This window comes from Caballeronia sordidicola (assembly GCF_000729995.1).
GTDB classification, from domain to species: Bacteria; Pseudomonadota; Gammaproteobacteria; order Burkholderiales; family Burkholderiaceae; genus Caballeronia; species Caballeronia sordidicola_A.
Map to the genome: position 1 here is coordinate 1 of NZ_JNFG01000055.1, position 23,506 is coordinate 23,506.

Below are 23,506 nucleotides of genomic sequence, written 5' to 3' on the forward strand. Positions count from 1 at the left end.
ACCTTCCTCGTGGAAGGTGACGAATTTTGGTAAGTCGCTCAAGAATCCTCTCCTGTGACAGGTTGAAGTTCGATCAGCATCTGATTGCGTTCGACCACCTCGCCCTCCCGGCATCCAACGGTGGTGACGATGCCGTCCATGCTCGCAACAAGAGACATCTCCATCTTCATCGACTCCCCAACGACGAGAACATCGGACTTGCGCACCCTGTCACCGACCTGCACGCACACCTTAAGAATGGTGCCCATCATCGGGGCGAGCAGTTTTCCCTCAAGTGACGCGGACGATGCATCCAGTTTAAGGAATGGAACGATATGCAGGACATGCCGCCCGAAAGGCCCGTGAATTGAGATAACATCACCGAGCAGGTCTGCGGAGACAACAACTACACGCTGGTCGAGAGCGACCACGTACTGACCCGCCTCCTTCCTGAGGAAGCTCACGTTCAATGCAACGCCGTCGACCAGTAGACGAAGGTTGTCACCATGTGTGCGTCCGAAAATCACCGGCCATACTCGATCGTCCGCTGTGCGAAGAGATAAAGCAGGCGGCCCGCTGGGCGCAGCTCCGTCGTCGTACGCCCACCACGCGAGCTCGCCATCGCAGGACCAGAGCCCCAGCTGTCTATCCCGCGTCCGAGATGCCCAGACGAGCGCGGCTGCTAGGCCGACTTCGTCTCGGCTCGGGGTGCGCAGACCGCTGAGCGAATCGAGTTCACGATCGATGAATCGATTGTCGGCAGTGCCCGCCTGCACAGTAGGATGTTCGAGTAGACGAAGAAGGAAAGGGATGTTGGTCTCGACGCCGCCAATAGCCGTGTGCCGAAGTGCCAAAATGCTGCCCTCGAGCGCCGCCTCACGCGTCGAAGCGTGCACGATCAGCTTGGCGATCATTGCGTCGTAATAGGGGCTAATCACCGACCCTGGCTCTACTCCGGTCTCGACTCTTGGTCCATCCGGGAAGCGAACGCTGCTCAGTGCGCCTGTAGATGGTGCGAATCCGGCGGCTGGATCCTCGGCGTAAATCCGCAACTGCACCGCGTGACCGTTGCTTTTCACTTCGTCCTGCGCGATCGGCAGGCGAGAGTCCATGGCGATCCGCAACTGCAGTTCGACAAGATCAAGTCCGGTGATTTCCTCGGTGACCGTGTGCTCCACCTGCAGCCGCGGATTGCATTCAAGAAAGTGGTGCTTGCCGTCCGCGACGAGGAATTCGACCGTACCGAGGTTTGCATACGAAACAGATTCCGCAAGCCGGACCGCGTCGCTGATGATGCGCTGTTTCAGAATTTCATCGACGCCGATGGCAGGAGCCTCTTCCACGACCTTCTGGAAGCGCCGTTGTAGCGAGCACTCGCGCTCAAAAAGGTGTATCGCGTTGCCTCGCCCGTCTCCAGCAATCTGAACCTCGATGTGGCGAGCTGATCCAATGAATTCCTCGACGATCAGATCTGCGCGACCGAACGATGCGCGTGCTTCCCGCATCGCGGAATTGATGACGTCGCCCAGCCCGTCTAATTCTCGAACTACTCGGACCCCGCGGCCTCCTCCGCCGGCGACGGCTTTTAGAACGACCGGCAAGCGCAGCTCTTCTCTGATCAGGCGCTCTAGTTCCGCGGGGTCTCCCGAGCTGCCTTCGCTGCCGCCAATGACGGGGACGCCGGCAAGCCGGGCTTCGTGTTTTGCAGCCCATTTATCGCCGAAACGACGCAGAAGATCGCCCGATGGACCGATGAACAGCAATCCCGCATTTGTCACCGCATCAGAGAAGGCTGGATCCTCCGAAAGGAATCCGATTCCCGGATGGATTGCGTCGGCCCCGACTGCACGCGCTGCAGATAACACCGCCTCAATGTCAAGATAGCTCTGGGCAGACGGCGCCGGCCCGATCTCGATCGATTCACCAACCGTACGCACGTGCAGACTGTTCCGGTCAGCGCTTGAATGTACCGTGGCAGTCGCAATGCCCATGCGCCGACAGGTCCTATCGATGCGGCAGACGATCTCGCCTCTATTTGCTATTAAGAGTTTTTTTATCACGTGCGACCTCACATCCGGAATACGCCGAAGCGCGTTTCGCGGGCGGTCTGCCGCGCGGCTAAATCGAGAGCAAGGCCGATTACGGCCCGAGTCTCAACGGGATCGATGACGTCGTCGATCCAGAGATTACTCGCGAAGTTGTAGATACTCTGAAACGTTTCGAACTGACTTCTGATCGGTTCCTTAAACGCTTCTTCTTCGCTGTCGGACCACGTTCCGCCTTCGCGCTCACGCTTTTGCCGCTGAACCATGGCGAGCGTGACCGCAGCCTGCTCTGGCCCCATCAGTGCCGCCTTGCCGTTGGGCCAGCCTAGCGCCAGGTCTGGCTCGAAATGCCGGCTGCACATGGCAAGATGACCGGCGCCGTAGGATCCGCCGATTATGAGATTGAACTTCGGCACATCGGCGGACGACATGGCGGTGATCATCTTCGCTCCGGCCTTGGCGATGCCGCTACGCTCAGCCGCGGTCCCCACCATGAACCCCGCAATGTCGGCGAGGAATATCAGTGGAATCTGCCGCTTGCAGCACAGGTCAATGAAATGCGTCGCCTTAAGGGAGCTCTCCGTGAACAGCACGCCGTTGTTTGCGATGATCCCTACTTCGAAACCGAGGATTCGTGCAAAACCACACAGCAGCGTTTCACCATAGTCCTGCTTAAACTCGTCGAACCAACTATCGTCGACAAGTCGCGCCACGACCTCGCGGCTGTCGGTGGGAATTCTCGGATCAGCGCTCACGATGCCATACAGCTCTTCTGGATCGTAGCGCGGCGGCACAGGGGAAATGGGTGCTCGCACATAAGCCGCAGTCACTGGCAGCATGGAAACGAGATCACGCGCCATAGCGAGCGCGTGATTGTCGTTCTCGGCCAAATAGTCGGTTACGCCGCTCACTTTAGAGTGCATGGCGGCGCCGCCCAGTGTTTCACGATCAACGCGTTCGCCTGTAGCAGCGAAAGTGATCTCGGGGCCACCGAGGAACATGTAGCCTTGATTACGCACGATAATGGATTGGTCGCAAAGCGAAGGTACGTAAGCGCCGCCAGCCGTGCATGCACCGTGCACCACTGCGATCTGCGCCAATCCTTGCGCCGATTGGCGCACGATTTGATGGAATACCGTCCCGTAGCGGCCTTCGACCGGAAACACCTCGTGCATTTCGGGAAGAAAGGCGCCGCCCGAATCGACAAGCGTGATCGTCGGAAGTCGGTACTGTTGTGCGATTTCCTGGGCACGGACATGCTTTTTTGAAGTCATGCCGTGGTAAGTCCCACCCTTTACGACCGAGTCGTTGGCAATGATCATGCAAGGCCTGCCGGAAATGACGCCAATGCCGGTAATGATCCCGGCGCCGACCGGCGCCGCGCCGGACGATCCGCCTCCCGCAAGCAGAGCGATCTCCAAAAAAGGTGAGCCCAGATCAAGCAGCGCTCGCACACGATCCCGCGGAAGTAACTTTCCTGCGTCGACATGCCGAGCCCGGGTACTCGGCGACCCGCTCTCTATCGCAGCGCGGCGCTGCGCCCGCAAGTCATCCAGCAATTCACGATAATGCCGGTCGTTTTTCTGAAAAGCTTCCGACGAACGCGACATCATTGACTGTATTGTTCCCATTCGACAATTCCCCACTCGGACGGGTTGCGTAACGCAACATGTATATCGGGATGGCCGCGACGCACGAGCGCGCCGATCAACCTTCTAGCCAAAAGAATACTATAAACCACCGCGTCGGTCTATTTATGTTTATACGATCTTCCTGAGGGATCTATCAGACGATGCAACACCTGGAAGCAAAGTTCCGCGCTGAGTCACGCTTCACGCGTTGCCCCTGCGGGGCAACTCTCTAAATTGGCAATTCCTACCGCTAATTTTTGATCGCGCGTCCTCTCGACTGACCAAAAAAGCAGGAGCGCTGATGTCGCCACCCTATGCCAAAGCACTCTCTATCCGCTTGTTAATACGCTATCCGTACTATTGATCCGGATCACGACCACAATGAACATTGTTGCCCCGGCCCACGGCTTCGCGCGATGCCTGTTCGAGAATTGACAACGTCAACTGATGATGCGTACACTGTATATATACCGACGTGTCGGTCTTATTTAAGATTTAAAGGATACATATCAATGATGCTATTCTCGGAAGAGCACGAAATGCTCCGTCGACAGGTCAGGCGCTTCGTCGAAACGGAGATCATTCCCAATGGCGAGAAGTGGGAACGCGAAGGGAATGTGCCTCGTGAGTTTATTAAGAGGATGGGGGAGCTCGGTTTCTTGGGCATTGGCTTCCCGGAAGCTTATGGTGGAAGCGCCATGGATATTTCTGGCTGGGTCGTTCTCGCTGAGGAGTTGGGTCGAAGTACATTCGCGGGCGTCGTAGGCGTCGCTACGGTTCACGCTTTGATGGCTGCACCGCATCTCCTTCACGCGGGCACGGAATCACAACTCGCACAATACATGCCGGGCATCGTTACGGGCGACATCCTCACCGCGATTGCTATCAGTGAGGTCGAGGCCGGTTCCGACGTCAGCGCGATGCGAACGAAGGCAACCCGTACGGACGGCGGCTGGCGGATCAACGGCACAAAGTTCTGGATCTCGAATGGGGTCAATGCGGACCTGTATTTTGTTGCGGCGCGCACGGATCCCAACAGCAAGTCTGCGAACGGCATCAGCATGTTTATTGTCGAAAAGAACACGCCAGGCTTCAAGGTCGGGCGAAAGCTCGACAAGCTTGGCTTTCGTGCGAGCGACACCGCTGAGCTAATTTTCGATGATTGCTTCGTGCCGGAGTCCCAGTTGCTTGGAATCGAGCACCGGGGCTTTTACGCAGTCATGGCAAATTTCCAGACTGAACGCCTGATCCTTTCCACGCTGAACATCGCAGAAATCTTCACCGCGTTGCGCCTGACGATCGAGTACGTTCGAGAGCGCAAAACCTTCGGGGTCCCGTTGATAGAGCGGCAGGTGTTGCGACAACGGCTCGCCATGCTGATGACGCGCGCAGAAGCAGGTAAACAACTGGTATATAGCGCTGCCTCACTGATGGCGCAGGGCAAACCCGCCGTTTTGCAAGTCTCCATGGCTAAGGCCTACTGCGGAGAACTTGTGAATGAGGTGATGTACCAGTGCTTGCAATGTCACGGTGGGGCGGGCTTTCTTGCCGGGACGCCGATTGAACGTATGTTCAGGGATGCGCGCCTGTACTCAATCGGCGGCGGTGCGACAGAAGTGATGCTGGAAGAGGTCGCCAAGCGCTGGGACGAACTCCTTTCAAATTGATGCGAGAGCGATAATGACACAAGCCTCAACGAATATCGAAAATCCCGAAGTCTTGGTGCAGCGTCACGACGGCGTCGCGACCATTCTTTTAAACCGTGCCAGCGAGAGCAATCCAATCGGTTGGAGCCTTGGGCGAGGGTTGCTGGCAGCCTTGGACGAGGTAGAAGACGACAAAACCATCTCGACTATCATCTTGACGGGAGCAGGTCGAGTGTTCTGCGCAGGAGCGAAACTAGGCGAGGTCGTGAATCCGGAGGGCGTTGACCCCGAAGACCAATACTACGGCTTCCGCGATATCGTTCGAGCCGTCAGTCGCATACGAAATCATGAGCTTCCCGTCATCTGCGCCCTGAACGGAGGTGCCGTTGGGGGCGGAGCCGCCCTCGCCCTCGCCTGCGATCTGATTCTCGCGTCCGAGCAAGCCTATTGCTTGTTCGCATTCGGGCGGATGGGTGCGTCTGCAGCAGATATGGGATGTACTTATCTTTTGCCGCGTTTTGTCGGCATGACCCGCGCAAGGCATCTTCTTCTCACTGGAGGGCGTGTCGAAGCGCGCGAGGGCAAGGACTTCGGTCTCTTTCTCGATGTGGTGCCAAACGCTGACCTGCAGGCTGAGGCTCGTCGTCTTGCCAAGCAGGTAGGTGACTCAGCGCCGAGACACGCGTTGACTGCCACCAAGCAGGTGTTGATGCGTGGCGAGACCACCGAGTTTGAGACGTGCCTCATGTACGAACGCTATCTACAGACGTATTTCCTGAATAGTGACGAACATAAGAGTCGCCTCAACGAATTTCTGAAGATGAAGGCGGCCCGCAAATAGTCGACAACGCCGTTTTGGCCTGCGCCGCGATTTGCGGCGCAGTTATGACGACCCCGTCGACATCATCGCCGGACCAGGAGAACCGCCGAGGCAACGGGCCCACCGCCGTTTGTCACGAGCGCAACCCGAGGCTCGCCCTGTACCTGACGCTCGCCACCTAGTTGCCGGAGCTGAACACACGCCTCGTGCACCAGCCCCATTCCATGCAGGCGACCAAAAGAGAGCTGCCCTCCTGACGTATTGATGGGGAGTTCGCCATCTAGCGCGATTCGTGCTCCGCCGTCGACAAAAGCAGCCGCTTCGCCCCGTCCGCAAAAGCCCATGTCCTCTAGCCAAAGAAGCGCCAGGAAACTGAACCCATCATAGAGCTGCGCCACGTCCACGTCCTGCGGGCGCAAGTCGGTTCGAGCCCACAGGCGTTTTGCGGCATCGGCCGCAGCAAAGCGGGTGAGATCCGGCTGCTGGTCCCACGTGTCGCGACCGTAAAGCGGGCCGCTTATAGCCTCAATGTGAATAGCCGACCTCACGTCCCGTGCGGTGTCCACATGCGACACGACCATTGCCACCGATCCATCGACGGGAACATCGCAGTCGAACAGACACAGCGGCGAGGAGATCATCCGCCCTGCCAGGTAGTCGTCCATCGTCAAAGGCGTACGGTACACGGCCTCAGGCGTGAGCGTCGCGTTGCGTCTTCCGTTAAGCGCAATCCAGGCGAGCTGCTCGCGTGTCATTCCGAACTCGTGCGCGTACCGTGCGGCAACCAGTCCAATCCAGTTTGCCGCAGAGTACGCACCGAACGGCGTGCGCCACTGCATCGGTCCCTCCACTCGCGGGGCCGGACCGGAGGTCGGTAATGCGGTACGTGCGGAGGCCTCGGTTACTGTCCGGAAGACGAGGACGTGACGCGCCTGACCGGTTGCGACGGCCATACTCGCATTGATGAGCGCTGACATCTGCGTAGAGTCCGACGCGGCGGCGTACCAGTTCACTCGCAAGCGCAAAGCCTCCTTTACGTCCGTCGTGAACACCGGCGACGCTCCCGGGGCGACCGCGTAGCCCGAACCCGTTGCGATCCCATCAATATCGCTGCGATCGAGCCCTGCGTCGGCGATTGCACGGAGCCCTGCCTCGACTGAGAGATCGAGTGCACCGCGTGACAGTCGGCGACCTATTGCCGATTGTCCAATGCCAGAGATAAGGGCCCGTTTTTCTAAAAATTCCATACTAGTTGCCTCTCATTCCGGTGTGAACAATGGTATCCAGACGTCGTCGTGTCTTTCGAAAAGCACAACAACCCGTGTTCCGATACGTACCGTATCCGCGTCTGCACCGACGATGTTCGTCGTTAATCGGACATCCGGAACGTCAACAAGGCTGACAATTGCGATGGTGTAAGGGACGACGTCGCCGGGCGACCAAGCCTGATGATTGATCGTCAAAGATTCGATGACCCCGGAGCCAGACACGGGCTGGGGCGCCAGATTTTGCCCCAGGCAATCCGGGCAGATTGGAGCGGGTGGGTGAAGCCACGCGCCGCAGTCCTGACAACGCAGAATCGATAGATGGCCCTCACGACCCGTCGTCCAAAATGACGTGTTGAGGGTTGTCAAAACAGGCAACACGCGAGCGCTAACCTTCGTCACGACACACACTCCTTTTAAGAGCCCCGCCGGCACAGGCAGGCAAAAGCAGCGGCCGGACCCACCCGACCATCAACATGGAAATCGCGAGGACAGGCGCTTGCACCGATCCGCCGCCAGACGAGGTAGCACGAGAGAGCAAGTTTGATGCCTCAGTACATTGCCACGTAAATGACGAAATATAAGCGGCTCCCCAATTTCTACATGGCCTGGCCCAGCGCTAGCGACGGTCTCGGGATATAGGGATTCGAAAGAATATCACCTACAGACCGTCGTGTCGGACTATTATAGTAGTACTTGGTCTTGTCCGCCGCAAAACAGAGAGGTACTTCCGCCCCGGGAAGCTCCAACTGTAGAAGCGGGAACACTGAAACAGGAGACAACATGAATGACTTCACCCAACTCAAGTACAGCCTCGTTGATTTCATCGCAACCTTGACACTCAATGCGCCGCCCGTGAACGCACTCACCCGCGTACTCAACGATGAACTCACACTCGCGATGGACCGAATCTCCGAAATGGACGAAGTGCGAGTCGTCATCCTTACGGGCGAAGGGAAGGTTTTTTGTGCGGGTGCCGACCTCAAAGGAAGAGCATCCGTAATCAAAGGACCGGGCGACCTTCTTGCGCACTCGCGGCGCACCCGTGAGTGCTTTCACGCTATCCGGGAATGTGCCAAGCCCGTGATTTGTGCGATCAACGGCCCGGCCCTTGGCTCGGGCCTGGCAATGGCCGCTTCTAGCGACATCCTGGTCGCCTCCGACCAGGCATCGTTAGGCCTGCCCGAAGTCGATGTCGGCCTGCTGGGCGGCTGCCGACATGCGATGCGCCTCTTCGGTCACTCGAAGGTGCGCCGAATGATGCTCACTGGGCTCCGTGTCCCGGCCGCCGAGCTATACAGGTTGGGCATCGTTGAAGCCTGCACCGCACCCGAAGACCTCATGCCGGCTGCTTTGGAAATCGCGGCCACAATCGCCTCGAAAAGCCCGGTTTCGACAGGCATGGGTAAGCACACACTCAACGTCATCGAGGACATGAGCCTTCGCGATGGTTATCGTTACGAGCAGGACATGACTGCGCGGATCGCCAAGACCGATGATGCCAAAGAAGCGCAGCGCGCTTTCGCCGAAAAACGTGCTCCGAAATTCGTTGGACATTAGTCGATGCGGATGGGCAATCCTGCCCAACTAGCGTCCCAAAGTAACGCCTCGCTGGGGCGGATAACGCAAATGCATTCATGCGTCTCTGCAAGCCGCCGGGATCATCCTCGGTTCTGAGAGTCTAGAGGACTTGACGCGCTGCCTAATCATGCGGGGCCACCGACCCCGCTGCGAGCGCAGCGATCCCGCAAGGCAAACGAATCACCATGATTGTTACCACCACGTCAAACTGCAAATGCCTTAAGAATTCGTAATGCTAATTAATTCTTCTATGGGAGCAAGTTGCTGAGGCGCTTCGGCGATCTTCCGTAGCCATCGCCTCTGCCGAGAAGCAGGGCGAGTACCGACTTGACAGTAATTAGTCTCCGTCCTAGAGTCGCTTATCTTACTCCGTCGCGTCGGTCTATTTTTAAATCTCAGCGATATTCCTTAGGAGATCGTTACATGAGCAGGAAAAAACTCTTTGGGGCAATGGCACGCAAAGATAGCGTCCCCGCGCAAGAATTTCACGATCACTATCGCCATCCCCACGGCACCATGGGGATGCAAATATCCACGTTGCGCGAGTACGTTCAGTGTCATCAGATCGACACGCACTTCCTGAATGAATGTCAACGTCGCTTCGAAGCCATCGCTGAATTGTGGTACGACAATGCCGAAGACCTGCTTGGCTTCCGGAGCGAACCCACGATGACTTCGTACTTAAACGAAGACGAGGCGAACTTTGTCGATTTGAAGGCAACTCGCCTGTTCATTGGAGAGGAGGAGGTACTGACCTCGCAACCCGAGAAGTCGCTCATCAACGCAGACCTGGCCAATGGAAAGTGGCGCCTCTCAGACCGCCCTTTATCGGTGAAGATCATCCAGTTCATCGAACCTAACGCGGGAGCCGGCTGGTGTTCCGCTGAGGACGAGGCGATCGGTCTGCGACTGGGCGCGTTTCGTCACGTTCGATGTCATCCCACTACGCCATCGACTATCGTTTCAAGCCGGACGCAGCGCGCCCCCGATTTTATAGGAGTCAGGGAACTGTGGTGGCCGACAGTGACCGCATTCCAGAAAGCCGTGGAGGCGGACCAGAGAGCCTGGCGCGACATGGTCGCCCGAAATCACGTACACACGCTGCTCGCGCAAGCTGAGCGCTGGAGGTAATGGTGAATCCGACGACAACGTCTCAAGCGCCCGCTCTGTTCTCCCCCCTTCGTTTACGCGACCTTGTGTTGCCAAACAGGATCGTCATCTCACCAATGTGCACATACTCAGCGTCCGACGGCCTGGCGAACGACTGGCATTTCGCTCATCTGGCTAAGTTAGCTCTTGGCGGAGCAGGCACCATCTTCGTCGAAGCAACAGCAATCGAAGCGGACGGCGGACTGAGCCGAGGGGACATCGGCTTATGGGAAGACCGCCAGGTCCCTCCGCTGCAACGCATCGCTGAATTCTGCAAGGAATGTGGGGTTGTGCCTGCAATCCAGCTGGGGCACGCCGGGCGCAAGGCAAGCTCTCAACGGCCATGGATTGGCAATGGCCCGTTGACCGCTGCCGACGAGAAATATGGAGACAGTCCTTGGCAGACGGTGTCGGCAGGAAGTGTCCCGGTAGATGATCGCTGGCCGGCGCCAGAGCAGTTGTCCGTGGCGAGAATGGACTCGATGGCGGCATCCTGGCGCGAGGCCACCTTGCGCGCGCTTCGAGCGGGTTTCGAGATTCTCGAAGTTCACATGGCCCATGGCTATCTGCTCCATCAGTTTCTGTCGACAGTCACAAACACGAGGACCGATTTCTATGGCGGATCGCTCGCCAACCGCATGCGCTATCCGCTTGAGATCGCACGGGTAGTCCGGGAAACGTGGCCGCAAGAACGACCGGTATTCGTTCGGATTTCGGCAGTGGACGACGGCTGGTCTATCGACGACTCGATCACGCTAGCACGCGAACTCAAGGCCATCGGGATCGACATCGTCGATTGTTCGACGGGTGGCCTGGGGCGCTCGTCCGGGGCGCTAAGAATATCTCGCGGCTACGGATTTCAAGTTCCTTTTGCCGAGACGATCAAGAACAGTGCGGACATCAGAACCATGGCAGTCGGCTTGATTCTTGATCCAGCTTTGGCCAATGAAATCGTCACGTTGAATCGTGCCGATCTCGTGGCCATAGGACGCGTCGCTCTCGTTGATCCCAATTGGCCGCTTCACGCTCGCCGTGCCTTGCATGCTGATAGTCCTCCTTTTGAAGGCTGGCCTCGACAATACGCAGTCTGGCTGGGACAGAGAGAGCGCGTATTGGAAAAGATCCGGTCTGAGTCGAAAATCTCGTAGCTGTAGCAAATCAATGAAGGCGTTCAAGGGAGCCGCTACGGTCGGGCGGCATTCTTGGCCTGCGCCGTTAGTGCTTTCCCTGATCTGCGCGATGCAAGCACCTTCGCACGTTGACAATCAAAGCTATTTGATTAAATATACCGACGTGTCGGACGCTTTATTTATTAGATGCAGAAACATATAACTGACTAAAGGTAGGAGACGCCGTGAAGTGTTATTGGAGCAAAGCTGCGCTTGTCGGTTCCGTTGCTAACTTGATGGGCAGCCTGAGCCTCGGATTAGTCGTAGGAACGGCATGCGCGCAAGTGCCGGCGACCCCAACTGGTGAGCCAATCAAAATTGGAGTCATTTCAGCGCTGTCAGGCCCACTTGTCGGATATGGTCAGCCCTTGCTTGACGGCGTAAAGATGGCCGCCGAACAGGCTAACGCCGAAGGCGGCGTAACGATTAAAGGAGTTCGTCACCTGGTGCAGGTCGTTGAGCGCGACAACCGGTCAGACGTCAATAATTCCGTAGCCGCGGCCATGTCATTGGTCCGCGATAACGGCATTAAGTTTATTGTCGGACCAGCCACGGGTTCCGAAGTCGCTTCCGTAGTGGAAATCACGCAGCGCGCGAAGGTTATACAGCTGTCGTCAGCCGCGATATTGCAGTCGATGCTGACCAAAGAAAACGTCGCGCCGTCCACGGGTAATCGTCGCCATCTTTTCATGATGCAGACGCCATCGCCCCTGCGAGAGATCCTGACGATCAAAATGTCGATGAAATACCTGGGTAGCCCCATGCGGCAGGCTGTGATTGTCAGCAATGATTCCAATGGCGACTACATCGGCAAGAACGTCGAAGATGCGATTGTTCAGAGCCACGCCACCTTGGTCCTTCCGAAAGTTCAGTACGAACCGGGCACGACCGACTATTCCTCTTACCTCACCAAGATTCGCGACGCGAAGCCTGATTTGCTAAACGTTTGGTGGCTTCCTACCGACAGCATCAACATTCTTCAGCAAGCCATGCAACTCAACGTCGCAAAAAGCTATTTCACCTTCGGCGCGGAGCCGGCGGATGTTATCCAGCGAATTCCCAACGTCGATAATGTACTGGTCGCTTGCGGACCGCTCTGCCGGAACAGTTCGAGCACGCCTGCCATTGCCGCGTTTTGGCAACGATATGCCAAGTACCTCGGACCCAACACCAAGTTCGCAGCGTCCGCAGGCGGAGCCGCTTGGTACTACGACGGAACGCGGATGCTGCTGAACGCCATGCAAATCGCCGGAACTGCCGATAACACTGATGACATCGCCGCCGTCATGGCCAAGACGCCCTTCTCCGGCACGCTTGGATTAATCAAGTTCGATGACCGGCACCGAGCACAGAGCGGCTTCGACTTCTGCCTGCTAAGCAAGGGCAAGGCGACCTGCGAGTTTGCGTCTCCTTGAACGAAGGAACGGTGTGGCTGAGAGAGACCTCGGGACTACCGCGCTCCTGCTCATTTAATCGAGGATACGTATATGGAAACACTACTGCAACAAGTGGTCAATGGGCTCTCGATCGCGAGTGTTTTCGGACTGCTGGCGGTTGGCATTACTTTGGTGTTTGGACTTACGGGAATCGTGAATTTCGCACACGGCGAGTTCCTGGTGCAAGGTGGACTGGTCGCCACCTCCGCTATTGCTTTGGGACTTCCCTTTCCAATAGCATGCCTCGTCGCGTTTATTGTCGAGGGAGCGATCGGATGGTGTGTCGAGCGAGCAGTCTTTCGACCACTGGCGGCGCAGCCTGTACTTGGTTTTATTGCGAGCCTGGGACTGATCATCGCAATGCAACACATCGCGCTAAAGATTTGGGGCAGCGATCAGATAGCCATTGACGCGCCGCTAAAGCAGGTCCTCGCAATAGGCGACGTGCGAATCTCCGCAATGAGAATCGCGGTCACGGTAATAACGATAATCGTGATGACGGTTCTTCTCGTTCTCCTTTCACGCTCGCGCTGGGGGCGAGCACTGCGCGCGATCGCCATAGACCGTGAGACGGCTGCGGCCATGGGTGTGCCCGTGCAGGCGTATGTAAGCGCCACCTTCGTGATCGGCTCTGCGTTGGCCGGACTGGGGGGGGCGTTGCTGCTCTCGCTATTCCCAATGAGTCCATTCTCTGGCGGCGTCTACACAATCAACGGATTCGCAGTAGCCATTGTCGGTGGCCTGGGCAGCGTGAGCGGTGCGTTAATCGCGGCTGTCATCCTCGGCATGGTGGAGGCGATCGCGTCGGGCTATGTTTCGCCGGTCTGGTCCAGTGCCTACGCATTCGGTGCGATGATCATCGTTCTGCTGTTGCGCCCGAGCGGTCTGAAGGGTGGAGGTATTGCATGATTGAGAAGACACCAGAGCCCTCGGTAACCTCGACGGGTTCGACACTCCGTGCCCAAATCTTGTCCCTGGTGGCGTTGGCCATAGTGTTGGGCGTGCTGCCGCTTCTCGGCATCAACAGTCAGTTCATGCAAATCTGCACGCTGGCATTTCTATGGTCAATAGCCGCGATCGGCCTCGGCCTGTTATTCGGAGAAGCGGGACAGATGTCGGTCGCAAATGGCGCGCTATTCGGCGTCGGAGCGTACGTAGCCGCAATCGGCGCTCGCGAGCAAGTGCTGTCAATGTGGACTGCGTTGCCAGTAGCGGCCGTCACGGCCGCGTTCGCCGCGACAATCATCGGCGCTGTCGCTTTGCGAGTGCGTGGTCATTATTTCCTCATCATCACCTTCGCTTTCGCCGAATTGTGGCGAATCTCGACCGTGAATCTACGTGAGCTCACCGGTGGTAACCAAGGCATCATGGTGCTCGATCCGGTGGTCTTGCCCGGTGTCGGCGAGATCGATTCGTTACGGCAACTTTTTTATCTTGCATTGGTCGCCGTCATCGCCGCGTCGCTCATCGTCGCATGGCTACGCAGCTCGCCATTCGGCCGCAACCTTCGCGTCGTACGCGAAAACGAACGCTTGGCAATCTCGCTGGGGCTAAACGCGGCACGTATGCGGCTCACCGCATTCGCGATCAGCGGCGCGCTAGCGGGCGGTGCGGGGGTTCTCTACGCCTACAACCTGAAGCACGTGGGCCCGGAGCAGTTCGGTGCATCCGCTGGCATTCAGATCGTGCTGATCCTGCTGATCGGCGGCGCGCGAAGCGCTGCTGGACCAGTGATCGGTGCGCTGGTGTTCTTTCTGCTTCCGCTTGTCAGCCACCTTGACCCGATTACCACAGAGATCCTCTACGGGTTGGGCCTGTTGGCAATCGTCTTGTTGTCTCCGCAAGGCTTGGTGCCATTGTTTGCAAGCTTGGTCAAGCGTGCCTGGCGAAAGAAAAAGCCCTCCATTTTGTCGACTACATCATGAACGAGCAAATTCTCTCCTGCCGCAATGTCACGATGCGATTCGGTGGTGTCACGGCGCTCAACAACGTGAGCCTCGACTTCCCCGCGAATCAGGTGGTCGGCGTGATCGGACCCAACGGCAGCGGCAAAAGCACCTTGTTCAACGTGCTGTCCGCCGAACGGCGACCGACCCAGGGCGAGATTACCTGGGCCGGGCAACGCATTGACGGCCTGCCGCCGTATCGCGTGGCGTCATTAGGCATCGTTAGAACTTACCAGAGCGCATCAGTTTTCCCCGAACTGACGGTGCGCGAGAGTATGGAATTCGCCCATTGGACGGCAAGAAAGCGAGGCGGTAGAAGCATCGCAGAGGTCGCTGAAATTGCCGGCCTCACCAAGTTCACAAACGAATCGTGCCGCTCACTCCCGTATGGCCACCAGAAAATTCTCGGCGTCGCGCTGGGACTGCTCACCAAGCCCGCGCTGTTGCTGCTGGATGAGCCCGCCGCAGGGCTGAATCAAGCAGAAGTTAGCCGCTTTCTGCGACTTATCAAGGACATCCGGGCAACGCACGAGATCGGCATCGGCATCATCGATCACGACATGAACCTAATCATGCCGGCCTGCGACCGTATCGCGGTGCTCAACTTCGGCAACCTGATCGCGATAGGTACGCCCGCAGAGATTCGGAGCAATCAGTCGGTACTCGATATATACCTTACCGGAGACATGCGTAGCGATGCTGATCATTAACGGAATGTATACCCGGATCGGGTCGACGCCAGTCCATCACGATGTGTCTATAGAAATTGCGGACGCGGAGATCGTGGTGATCCTTGGCTCTAACGGCGCCGGCAAGACCAGCTTGCTCAGGGCCACGATGGGTTTGTTACCCCTGCTTTCGGGGAAGGTGATTCTCGACGGGGAGGACATTACCACGCTGCCCCCTCACGCTCGCAATCGCCGTGGGCTTGGCTACGTGCCTGAGGGGCGGCGGATCTTTGGTCCGATGACGGTGCGCGAGAACCTCGAGATTGGCGCGTACGCCGTCAACCCACCCGCGGTTGAACTAGAGGCGGAGGTTGAAGCGAACTTCAATCGCTTCCCGATCCTTAGAGAGAAGGCTGCGGATCCCGGTAGCACACTGAGCGGAGGGCAGCAACAGATGCTGGCGATGGGGCGTGCGCTCATGAGCAAGCCGAAGCTTCTCTTGCTCGACGAGCCCTCGCTCGGACTCGCCCCGCAAATGGTTCGTACCGTGCACGACACCATCAAAATGGTGCAACAGACGCAGCGGATGGCCGTTTTGCTTGTCGAGCAAAACGCCGGGCTCGCACTTGCGGTGGCAGATCGCGTCTACCTGATGGCGCGGGGGGCGATCGTCGCGCAAGGTACCCCCTCGGAACTTGCAGGCAGCGATGTTCTGCGATCGGTATATCTCGGTCAGGCCGAACCAGCCTCATAGCCGGCCTTTACAAAGTGCCGGTCCGGTGAAGTCCATCTGACAAGGCGGTGGAATGCAGTAGTTGCAGACGTCGGTGGATAAATATCGAGAATCAACAAAGGTGAATTGATGACATTAGATCTTGATCTTCATGTAGATGACCGTAGTTTTCTCGGCTCGCTTACGCGCGCTGCGGCTTTGCGCGGTGATCAATGCGCAGTGCGCTTTACAGACGGAGGAGACCATACTGCGAAGGATTTGTTATTGCAGACAGGGCGGCTTGCGAGTGTGTTCGATAGAATGGGAGTGCAGAAGGGCGATCGCGTGGCAATCCTGTGTGAGAATCGTGTCGAGTTCCTTTGGGCGTTCTTCGCCGCTGCTTGGCTCGGAGCCGTTCCTGCACCGCTGAACATCAGCCTGCGTGGCGGGACACTGCGACACCCTATCACCGAGTTGGAACCGAAGGTCATTGTTTGCGATAACGTCACGGCCATTGCCCTTGGCGATTGTTTGAACACCGATGATCCGAGGGTCATGAACGTCGACAGCCACTCCGATTTCTCGAGTCTGCGCGCCGGCGGCACTTCAATGCCGTTTGTATCCCCACGGCCAAGCGGGCCCACTGAGCTCGCTATGATAAGTTACACCTCGGGCACCACGGGGCCGTCGAAGGGAATCATGTACAGCAACGACATGACAATCGCCTTTGCGGAGTCCAACGATTGGCTTTTCGGCTACACGGCAAATGATGTGGCCTTCAATTGCCTCCCGCTTTTCCATGGCAATTCGGTGTTCTGCACGCTGATCCCTGCCCTTCGCGCGGGAGCCCTCGCGGTTTTTGCCCCGAGGTTCTCTGCTTCGGCCTTCTGGAAGACGGTCCGCGCTCAAGGCGCTACAGTTCTATCGCTGCTCGGCTCCATGGTGCCGATCCTGCTGAATCAGCAACCCGCCGAGACGGACTCGACAACGACAGCCAGGATCGCGTTGGCAGTGCCGATGCCGGACGACCGGTTTCAAGAGTTTCAAGAACGCTTCGGCATCAAGCTCACCTCTCTCTACGGCCTGACGGACTTGGGAGTGGTGATCGGCGTGCCACACGATATTCCGGGTCGCCCTGGAAAGTGCGGAATTGAAAATCCAATCTGGGAATGCGTGGTAGCAGACGATGACGGCGATCCTGTACCCGACGGAGTAATCGGGGAGTTACTGGTCCGGCCTCGTCGACCCAACGTCATGCAAATGGGCTATTGGCGTAACGCGGAGGCCACGCTCGTCGCTTGGCGTGACCTCTGGTTTCACACGGGTGACTACTTGCGGCGCGACTCGGACGGATGGTACGCGTTCATCGACCGGAAGAAGGACGCGATGCGCCGATTCGGCGAGAACATCTCTTCGTTTGAGGTCGAAAGCGCTTTGATGAGCCATCCCTCGGTGGCGGAGGTCGCGGTATACCCGGTACCTGCCGAACTCGCGGAAGACGAGGTCATGGCTTCTATTGTGCTGGATCCGGACCTGTCCGTAGATCCGGCGCAGTTGCTCAAGCATTGCGAAAGCCAGCTTCCCTACTACGCCGTCCCGCGCTACTACCGCATCGTTGCAGAACTACCGAAGACCGCGACGGCGAAGGTGCAGAAGAGCGCCTTGCGCGAGATCGGGATAGACGAATTAACTTGGGACGCTGGACCGCGCGGCCGCTCGAAGCGAGGATGAACGAAATCGCGCGTGACCCGAAAATATCTTCGGGTCACGCGTGTCGGCATCGTTTTAACTTCACGTATCTTCGGAAATTCCACACGACAGGCTTCATCGATCTCTTTTAAAAACAATCCACCGAGATAACTCATATGGTGTCTGGACAAAACAAAGAAGATGCGAAAAACGAGGGAGCACTTTCGGGTCTAAAAGTTATCGAAGTGGCAGCAATCGGTCCGGTGCCATTCGCTGGAATGGTGCTCGCAGATATGGGCGCACGTGTCATCCGGATCGATCGCATCCCACTTTCCGCCACGGATGACACCGCGACCGCCGGATTTGAGAACCGGGGACGACTTTCGATTGCGATAGACCTCAAAAACCCGAAAGGCATCGACACGGCATTGCGTCTGATCGACGATGCTGACGTGTTGCTGGAGGGCTTTCGCCCCGGCGTCATGGAAAAGCTCGGGTTAGGACCGGCGATTTGTTGTGCCCGGAATCCAGGCCTGGTGTACGGACGGATGACGGGATGGGGGCAAAGCGGGCCGCTCTCGCGCGCGGCGGGGCATGATATCAACTACATAGCGCTCGCGGGCGCACTGCACGCAATGGGACGCTCTGATTGCCCCCCGTCCCCTCCCCTCAACCTCGTCGGCGACTACGGCGGCGGTGCAATGATGCTATTGGTCGGTTTGCTTGCGGCGCTGCAGGCACGCCAGCGCTCCGGCCAAGGTCAGGTAATCGACGCCGCCATGACGGACGGTGCCGCAATGCTAATGACGCCCTTCTACAGCATGTTCGCGCAAGGCGCGTGGCGCGATTCGAGACACACCAATTTCCTGGACGGCAGCGCACACTTCTACGGGGCGTACGAATGTGCAGATGGACGCTTTATCGCAATCGGCTCGATCGAGCCTCAATTCTATAGATTGCTGCTAGACAAATGCGGCGTCCGCATGCCTGAATTCGACGATCAGCACAACAGCTCGGCCTGGCCTACTTTGCGAGAGCGCCTGGGAGAGATATTCAAGACCCGATCGCGAGCCGAATGGTGCGAGCTCATGGAAGGAACCGACGTTTGCTTCTCGCCTGTACTGAGCCTGCGCGAGGCCCCTGAGCATCCCCACAACATCGCGCGCCAGACCTTCGTGAATATCAACGACAAAATGCAACCGGCGCCCGCGCCGCGTTTTGATCGCACACCATCTCGCGCCTCGCCGGACATTCCGAAAGTGGGCGCACACACCGTAGCCCTGCTTGCAGGGCTAGGTATGGACCAGAAAGGCATCGATCAGTTGATCTTGGAGCACGCAGTCTACGTCAGCGGCGCGGATTGACATAGTTCGCACAAGCAATTCGAAAGACACTAGCTGACAGTTATTCTCGATAATGTCTCGTTCCCCCGCGAGCGCTACGTCGCAGTGTCGGATGGGCCATTGCTGTTTCTTCGTGATCTGCGTTAGCAGATGTGCCGCTACCGGTGGCCACGGCATATGAAGTGTCCGAGGGTAACAATGATTTCGACCACCGTCGGACTTCTAAAAAAGGTTGGATGAAGGACGCCTGGGGTGCATCACGGCCGAGCCTTTAATAAACGCGTCGCCTTCGCGTCGAACTCCACCCGTCGCACGATCTTTACAAGCCCACCACGCTGGCGGCCTTTCGCGATGCAGCGCATCCCTTTCGCCTTCAATGATGCGCCCGTTATTGTGATACGCGATTCGACCGAGTTCGTCGCGAAGCGTAATCGCAACCAATCGAGTCTGGTCACGCCCTCAGGGCAATCCGCGTTATCGCCCTTCCCCTTGGCTGTCATGCTGCGCAAAGCTGGGCATGTCCCTCACCTTGCATGAAGCAAAAGAATCACCGAAGAGTCACTGACCGAGCAACGCACGGTCCACGATAGCAACCTCGTCCGCGAGCTCTCGGTCCGGCGCGTGCAACGCGCGGCGTCCGGTTTTGTATTCAGCAGGTCACCCGATTTCTCACGCTTTAGCGTTTGTGCGCATTTGAGTGCAAAGTGCGCTGATCTGGTCGAACACAGCTGGATTTTCGACCGCGCTGAGGTCGCCTGGCGGCTCGCCGAGCCAAGCCTGTCTGGCGAGGCGCCGAACCAGCTTCCCATTGCGCGTCTTAATCAACTGGGACAGCGTCAGCACCGCATGCGGCCGGTAGGACGCGCCCATTTTGTCGACTAGGGCCTGGCGGATATATCGCTCGACACTGCCGTCTTGAGCACCCTCAGCCTCCGGGCCGGGTACCGCAAAGATAATCATTGCTTCGCCGGTTTTTGGATCCGGCACACTGAAAGCAACTGCATCGATCACCATGCGCCCGTCGATCACGCTTCCCTCGATTTCCGATGGACCGACGCGCCTTCCGGAAATCTTCATGACATCGTCGGAGCGGCCGAGAAGCAGATATTGACCGTCGTCATCCTGAATGGCGAGGTCTCCATGCGTCCACATGCCGGGAATGCTTGACCAGTATGTTTCGACGTACCGCTCCGGATCGTTCCAGAACCCAGCCGTCATGCCGTTGAAAGGACCACGGATTGCCAGCTCGCCAGCGCTGCCGACGAGCCGCTCGCCATGGCTGTCGACAACGCAGCCACTAACGCCAGGGGCCGTACTATTGAACCGGCATGGCGCTATGGGGCGCAATAAGACATTGGTGAGAATCGCGCCGGAACATTCAGTGCCGCCCGTGTAATTGATCACCGGCAGCTTCGCCTCCCCGAAGCGGTGAAACAGCCAGGCGTGCGCGTCCTCATCGATAGGCTCACCACCTGTCATGAGCACCCGTATGTCAGGCGCTGGACCAACGAGCACCTCGGACTCAGCGCCAGCCATGCCGCGGATCGCTGTTGGCGCCGTGCCGAAGTGTGTGACCCTCTGACGCACTGCCGTAGCCCGAAGCCGGCCCATATCCGGCCAGTCCGGCGCGCCGCTGTACAAGACCAGGGCTCCCTTGAGAAGCAGCGCCGCAAAGGTGGAATACGGACCGACCATCCATCCCATGTCGCTCGGCCAAAAAAAGCGATCACCGCGTTTGAAATCGAACACAAACGCAGTGTCCTGCGCCACACGAAGTGGAAATCCCGCGTGGCGGTGAACTGCACCCTTCGGTTTGCCCGACGTTCCGGACGTGTAGATGATCATGCAGGGATCATCGGCCTGGGTACGGACCGGGTCGATGTGCGCTGTCGATGCGGCAAGGTCCTGCCATCGGACGTGGGGGAAAGCCGGCGGGTTAGTGACGTCATCGTATGCGAGGACGAGTTGACAAGACGGTATTCCCGATAAGGCTTCAGCAGCGACCTTGGCGAGCGGTACGTGCCGCCCTTTGCGCATGAAGCCGTCGGCGGCGATAAGCACCTTGGCGCCACTATCGACCATTCGGCGCGACACCGCGTCTGCCCCGAATCCGCTGTAGAGAGGAACAACGATGCCGCCAATGTAGCAAACAGCAAGCAATGAAATCACCGCTTCTGCCGAACTTGGGAAGAGCAATCCGACGCGATCACCCTTTTTGATTCCAATTGAAGCTAGTCCGGCCGCTAATGCCTCAGTCCGTGAAGATAACTCACGGTAACTAACGGACGTGCACACTCCTTCTTCATCTTCGGCAAGTATCGCCGGCTGCTCCAGACCATCCTGCCCCGGGGGGGGACGCAGGCACGCCATAGCGACATTGAATCCCGCACCGGGGAAGAAGCGCGCCCACATGGGTCCTTCCTCTGTGTTCATGAACGCTGTGGGTGCCGGGTCGAAAGCGATGTTCATGTGTCTAAGCGTCTCGTTCCAATAGGCTTCGGGATTCTCAACCGATTCCTTTAAGAACGCGTCATAGTCAGGCAGCCTCATTCGGCGGATCAGGTCCGTCAGATTGCAACTATCGCTGACCTGCGCCGACGGATACCAGACATCCTGTTCCCGAAATTTATTCATAAATTCACACCTGTTCACAGTTGAGTCATGGAGCGCTATCAGCTGCCAATGGTCGGTGCAGCCGTCAGGTTGTCGTTTCGTGCCTTTGACGCTACGCTCACCCGGCAGGGTTAGCTAACATCGGCTTTCCCATCCACGGCGATGGTTGATCCCGACAAAAGCTGCTTACGAGAGGCACCATGTCAATAGAACCGTCTCGTGAGCCTTATGGGCGGCCGCCACAATACGCATCGACATGGCAGGCCGCCGGGCCATTTAAATGACCGTTTGGGCGGGAAATTCGGGCGGCCGCTTTTCGAGGAACGCACTCATGCCTTCGAGGCCCTCTCGCCCCGCGAAACCCATGAACTCGTAGGCGACGCTCGCGTCAAAAATCGGGCCGGCATTTTTGATCCAGCTGTTGAGCGAATACTTAGTCCACCGAATGGCAGCAGGTGCACCGTTTGCAAGTGACACTGCGACTTGTTCGGCCTTTTCAGCGACCTCTTCATCAGGCACGGTAAGCGAAACCAGCCCGATGCGTTCGGCCTCCTTGCCTGTGAGGCGTTCGCAGCAGAGCAGATAGTATTTTGCCTTCGCCATGCTAACGAGGAGCGGCCAGATGATCATTGCGCAGTCGCCAGCTGCCACGCCGATTTTGGTATGGCCATCCATGAAGTTGGCGTCTTCAGCGGCAATCGATACATCCGCAAGTAACCCGGCCGCAAGTCCCGCGCCGACAGCCCAACCCCGGATTGCACTCACAATCGGCTTGGAGCAATGGAGCATGTTGTACACGAGATCGCGTGTTTCTTTCATCGCCTGCATGCGCAGATCATAGTCAACCGCTACCTTCAACTCATGTTTCAGATCTCCGCCGGCTGAGAACGTCTTGCCTTGACCCGTGATAATGATCGCCGAGACCATTTCGTCCGCGTCCACGTCTCTCCATACTTCGGAGAGCTCCCGGTGCATATCGGGATCCATTACGCCTAATTTCATCTGAGACGTCAACGTGATGCGGATCACACGCGGATGCGGACGGTCAAATTTCAGGCTTTTATAGCGATCGTAATTGGGCTGCATGTCTACTCCAGATTGTCGGGGTTTTCAAACAAGATCCAATGTCTAAGAAGTCGCCTGGACATCATGATCTTGATTTTGTCGGTCCTGGCGGTTGCGACCTTGTGCAACCGACATGATCAAAGCATCATCCATCATCCACGTATAACCGACATGTCGGTCTTTTTATTTTCATGTTAACGACCGGCGCTCAAGGTGTCAATGCTTTGCCTCCTCATGGAAGCTCACTCGGCAAAATGCCCGATTGAGTAGCGGGAACTGCCATGCGAACTCCGCAGATGTCCTCCGCCCAGCGTGCCCTGCAGAAATCGGGGCAGACCACATCGATCTTGAGATAAGGTCCGAGCGAATTAGACCCGCGGTTTAACGGATTGCCGAGCCTTCGGAGAGCTGGACGAAGCAGCGTTCATTAGAGGGTTCCTCCGCGCCGCCTTCTGGGCGCCAATGGTCGGCAACAAATACCTGTGAGAAGTGCGTCGGTATCGCGGTAAACATTAATAGACCGACGCGGTGGTTTTTTAGTATTATTGGGCAATCAGATGGTTTTCTCGCTGGTGCTGACGAGCTGCCGTGATCAGCAAGATGTCGTGGTTACAACTGTCTGCAGCATGTTTGGCGTGTGGCGGCACGAATGGTCGTCACATCACCACCGTTGGATGCCGGGAGGGCGAGGTGGTCGAACGCAATCAGATGCTGATCGAACTTCAACCTGTCACAGGAGAGGATTCTTG

General features: G+C 57.6%; 18 protein-coding genes. 12 read left to right on the forward strand and 6 right to left on the reverse strand.

Going from position 1 to position 23,506, the window contains the following annotated elements; genetic code table 11:
* Positions 1-38: 38 nt before the first annotated feature.
* Together FH08_RS0132325 and FH08_RS0132330 are read right to left on the reverse strand one after the other, a co-directional pair.
* Positions 39-2,051, reverse strand: a complete 2,013-nt coding sequence (locus FH08_RS0132325; RefSeq protein ID WP_326928991.1) for an acetyl/propionyl/methylcrotonyl-CoA carboxylase subunit alpha — start codon at positions 2,049-2,051, stop codon at positions 39-41.
* A complete protein-coding gene (locus FH08_RS0132330; RefSeq protein WP_031362334.1) occupies positions 2,048-3,655 on the reverse strand; it encodes an acyl-CoA carboxylase subunit beta in 1,608 nt (535 codons plus the stop codon). The genes FH08_RS0132325 and FH08_RS0132330 overlap by 4 nt, the downstream gene beginning before the upstream one ends.
* Positions 3,656-4,167: 512 nt before the next feature.
* Between FH08_RS0132330 and FH08_RS0132335 the strand changes: the two genes are divergently transcribed.
* On the forward strand, positions 4,168-5,322 hold the full coding sequence (locus tag FH08_RS0132335; RefSeq protein WP_031362335.1) for an acyl-CoA dehydrogenase family protein: 1,155 nt from the start codon (positions 4,168-4,170) through the stop codon (positions 5,320-5,322).
* Between the two features lie 13 nt (positions 5,323-5,335).
* Positions 5,336-6,142: an enoyl-CoA hydratase/isomerase family protein gene (locus FH08_RS48735; RefSeq protein WP_051888703.1), complete on the forward strand. Its 807-nt coding sequence runs from the start codon at positions 5,336-5,338 to the stop codon at positions 6,140-6,142.
* A gap of 62 nt (positions 6,143-6,204) precedes the next feature.
* On the opposite strand, the gene FH08_RS0132345 is transcribed toward FH08_RS48735, so the two are convergent.
* Together FH08_RS0132345 and FH08_RS53030 are read right to left on the reverse strand one after the other, a co-directional pair.
* Positions 6,205-7,368, reverse strand: coding sequence for a thiolase family protein (locus FH08_RS0132345; protein WP_031362337.1), 1,164 nt, complete (start codon positions 7,366-7,368; stop codon positions 6,205-6,207).
* A 12-nt stretch (positions 7,369-7,380) separates the two neighbouring features.
* Complete coding sequence (locus FH08_RS53030) at positions 7,381-7,788, reverse strand: Zn-ribbon domain-containing OB-fold protein (RefSeq protein ID WP_031362338.1); 408 nt, start codon at positions 7,786-7,788, stop codon at positions 7,381-7,383.
* Between the two features lie 381 nt (positions 7,789-8,169).
* On the opposite strand from FH08_RS53030, the gene FH08_RS0132355 reads away from it, so the two are divergent.
* From FH08_RS0132355 to FH08_RS0132400, 10 genes are all read left to right on the forward strand, one after another.
* Positions 8,170-8,946 carry an enoyl-CoA hydratase/isomerase family protein gene (locus FH08_RS0132355; RefSeq protein WP_031362339.1) on the forward strand — a complete coding sequence of 259 codons (777 nt, stop codon included), beginning with the start codon at positions 8,170-8,172 and terminating at the stop codon, positions 8,944-8,946.
* Positions 8,947-9,390: 444 nt separating this feature from the next.
* On the forward strand, positions 9,391-10,098 hold the full coding sequence (locus FH08_RS0132360; RefSeq protein ID WP_031362340.1) for an EthD domain-containing protein: 708 nt from the start codon (positions 9,391-9,393) through the stop codon (positions 10,096-10,098).
* A complete protein-coding gene (locus FH08_RS0132365; protein WP_031362341.1) occupies positions 10,098-11,264 on the forward strand; it encodes an NADH:flavin oxidoreductase/NADH oxidase in 1,167 nt (388 codons plus the stop codon). The genes FH08_RS0132360 and FH08_RS0132365 overlap by 1 nt, the downstream gene beginning before the upstream one ends.
* A gap of 206 nt (positions 11,265-11,470) precedes the next feature.
* Positions 11,471-12,700, forward strand: coding sequence for an ABC transporter substrate-binding protein (locus FH08_RS0132370; protein WP_031362342.1), 1,230 nt, complete (start codon positions 11,471-11,473; stop codon positions 12,698-12,700).
* A gap of 72 nt (positions 12,701-12,772) precedes the next feature.
* Positions 12,773-13,630 (forward strand): branched-chain amino acid ABC transporter permease, encoded by an 858-nt coding sequence (locus tag FH08_RS0132375; RefSeq protein WP_031362343.1) that lies wholly within the window; start codon positions 12,773-12,775, stop codon positions 13,628-13,630.
* Positions 13,627-14,646: a branched-chain amino acid ABC transporter permease gene (locus FH08_RS0132380; RefSeq protein WP_051888704.1), complete on the forward strand. Its 1,020-nt coding sequence runs from the start codon at positions 13,627-13,629 to the stop codon at positions 14,644-14,646. Before FH08_RS0132375 ends, FH08_RS0132380 begins: the two co-directional genes overlap by 4 nt.
* Positions 14,647-14,711: 65 nt before the next feature.
* Positions 14,712-15,377, forward strand: coding sequence for an ABC transporter ATP-binding protein (locus FH08_RS0132385; protein WP_160172522.1), 666 nt, complete (start codon positions 14,712-14,714; stop codon positions 15,375-15,377).
* Entirely contained in the window at positions 15,364-16,089 is a 726-nt protein-coding gene (locus FH08_RS0132390) for an ABC transporter ATP-binding protein (RefSeq protein WP_031362346.1), read from the forward strand. Before FH08_RS0132385 ends, FH08_RS0132390 begins: the two co-directional genes overlap by 14 nt.
* 108 nt (positions 16,090-16,197) lie before the next feature.
* The gene (locus FH08_RS0132395; RefSeq protein WP_075583406.1) at positions 16,198-17,778 is read left to right on the forward strand and encodes an AMP-binding protein; all 1,581 of its coding nucleotides are present in this window, start codon (positions 16,198-16,200) and stop codon (positions 17,776-17,778) included.
* Positions 17,779-17,912: 134 nt separating this feature from the next.
* Complete coding sequence (locus tag FH08_RS0132400; RefSeq protein ID WP_051888706.1) at positions 17,913-19,100, forward strand: CaiB/BaiF CoA transferase family protein; 1,188 nt, start codon at positions 17,913-17,915, stop codon at positions 19,098-19,100.
* A 648-nt stretch (positions 19,101-19,748) separates the two neighbouring features.
* Here FH08_RS0132400 and FH08_RS0132410 read toward each other — a convergent pair.
* A complete protein-coding gene (locus tag FH08_RS0132410) occupies positions 19,749-21,713 on the reverse strand; it encodes an AMP-binding protein (protein ID WP_031362350.1) in 1,965 nt (654 codons plus the stop codon).
* A 255-nt stretch (positions 21,714-21,968) separates the two neighbouring features.
* Complete coding sequence (locus FH08_RS0132415) at positions 21,969-22,778, reverse strand: enoyl-CoA hydratase/isomerase family protein (RefSeq protein WP_031362351.1); 810 nt, start codon at positions 22,776-22,778, stop codon at positions 21,969-21,971.
* Positions 22,779-23,506 lie beyond the last annotated feature (728 nt).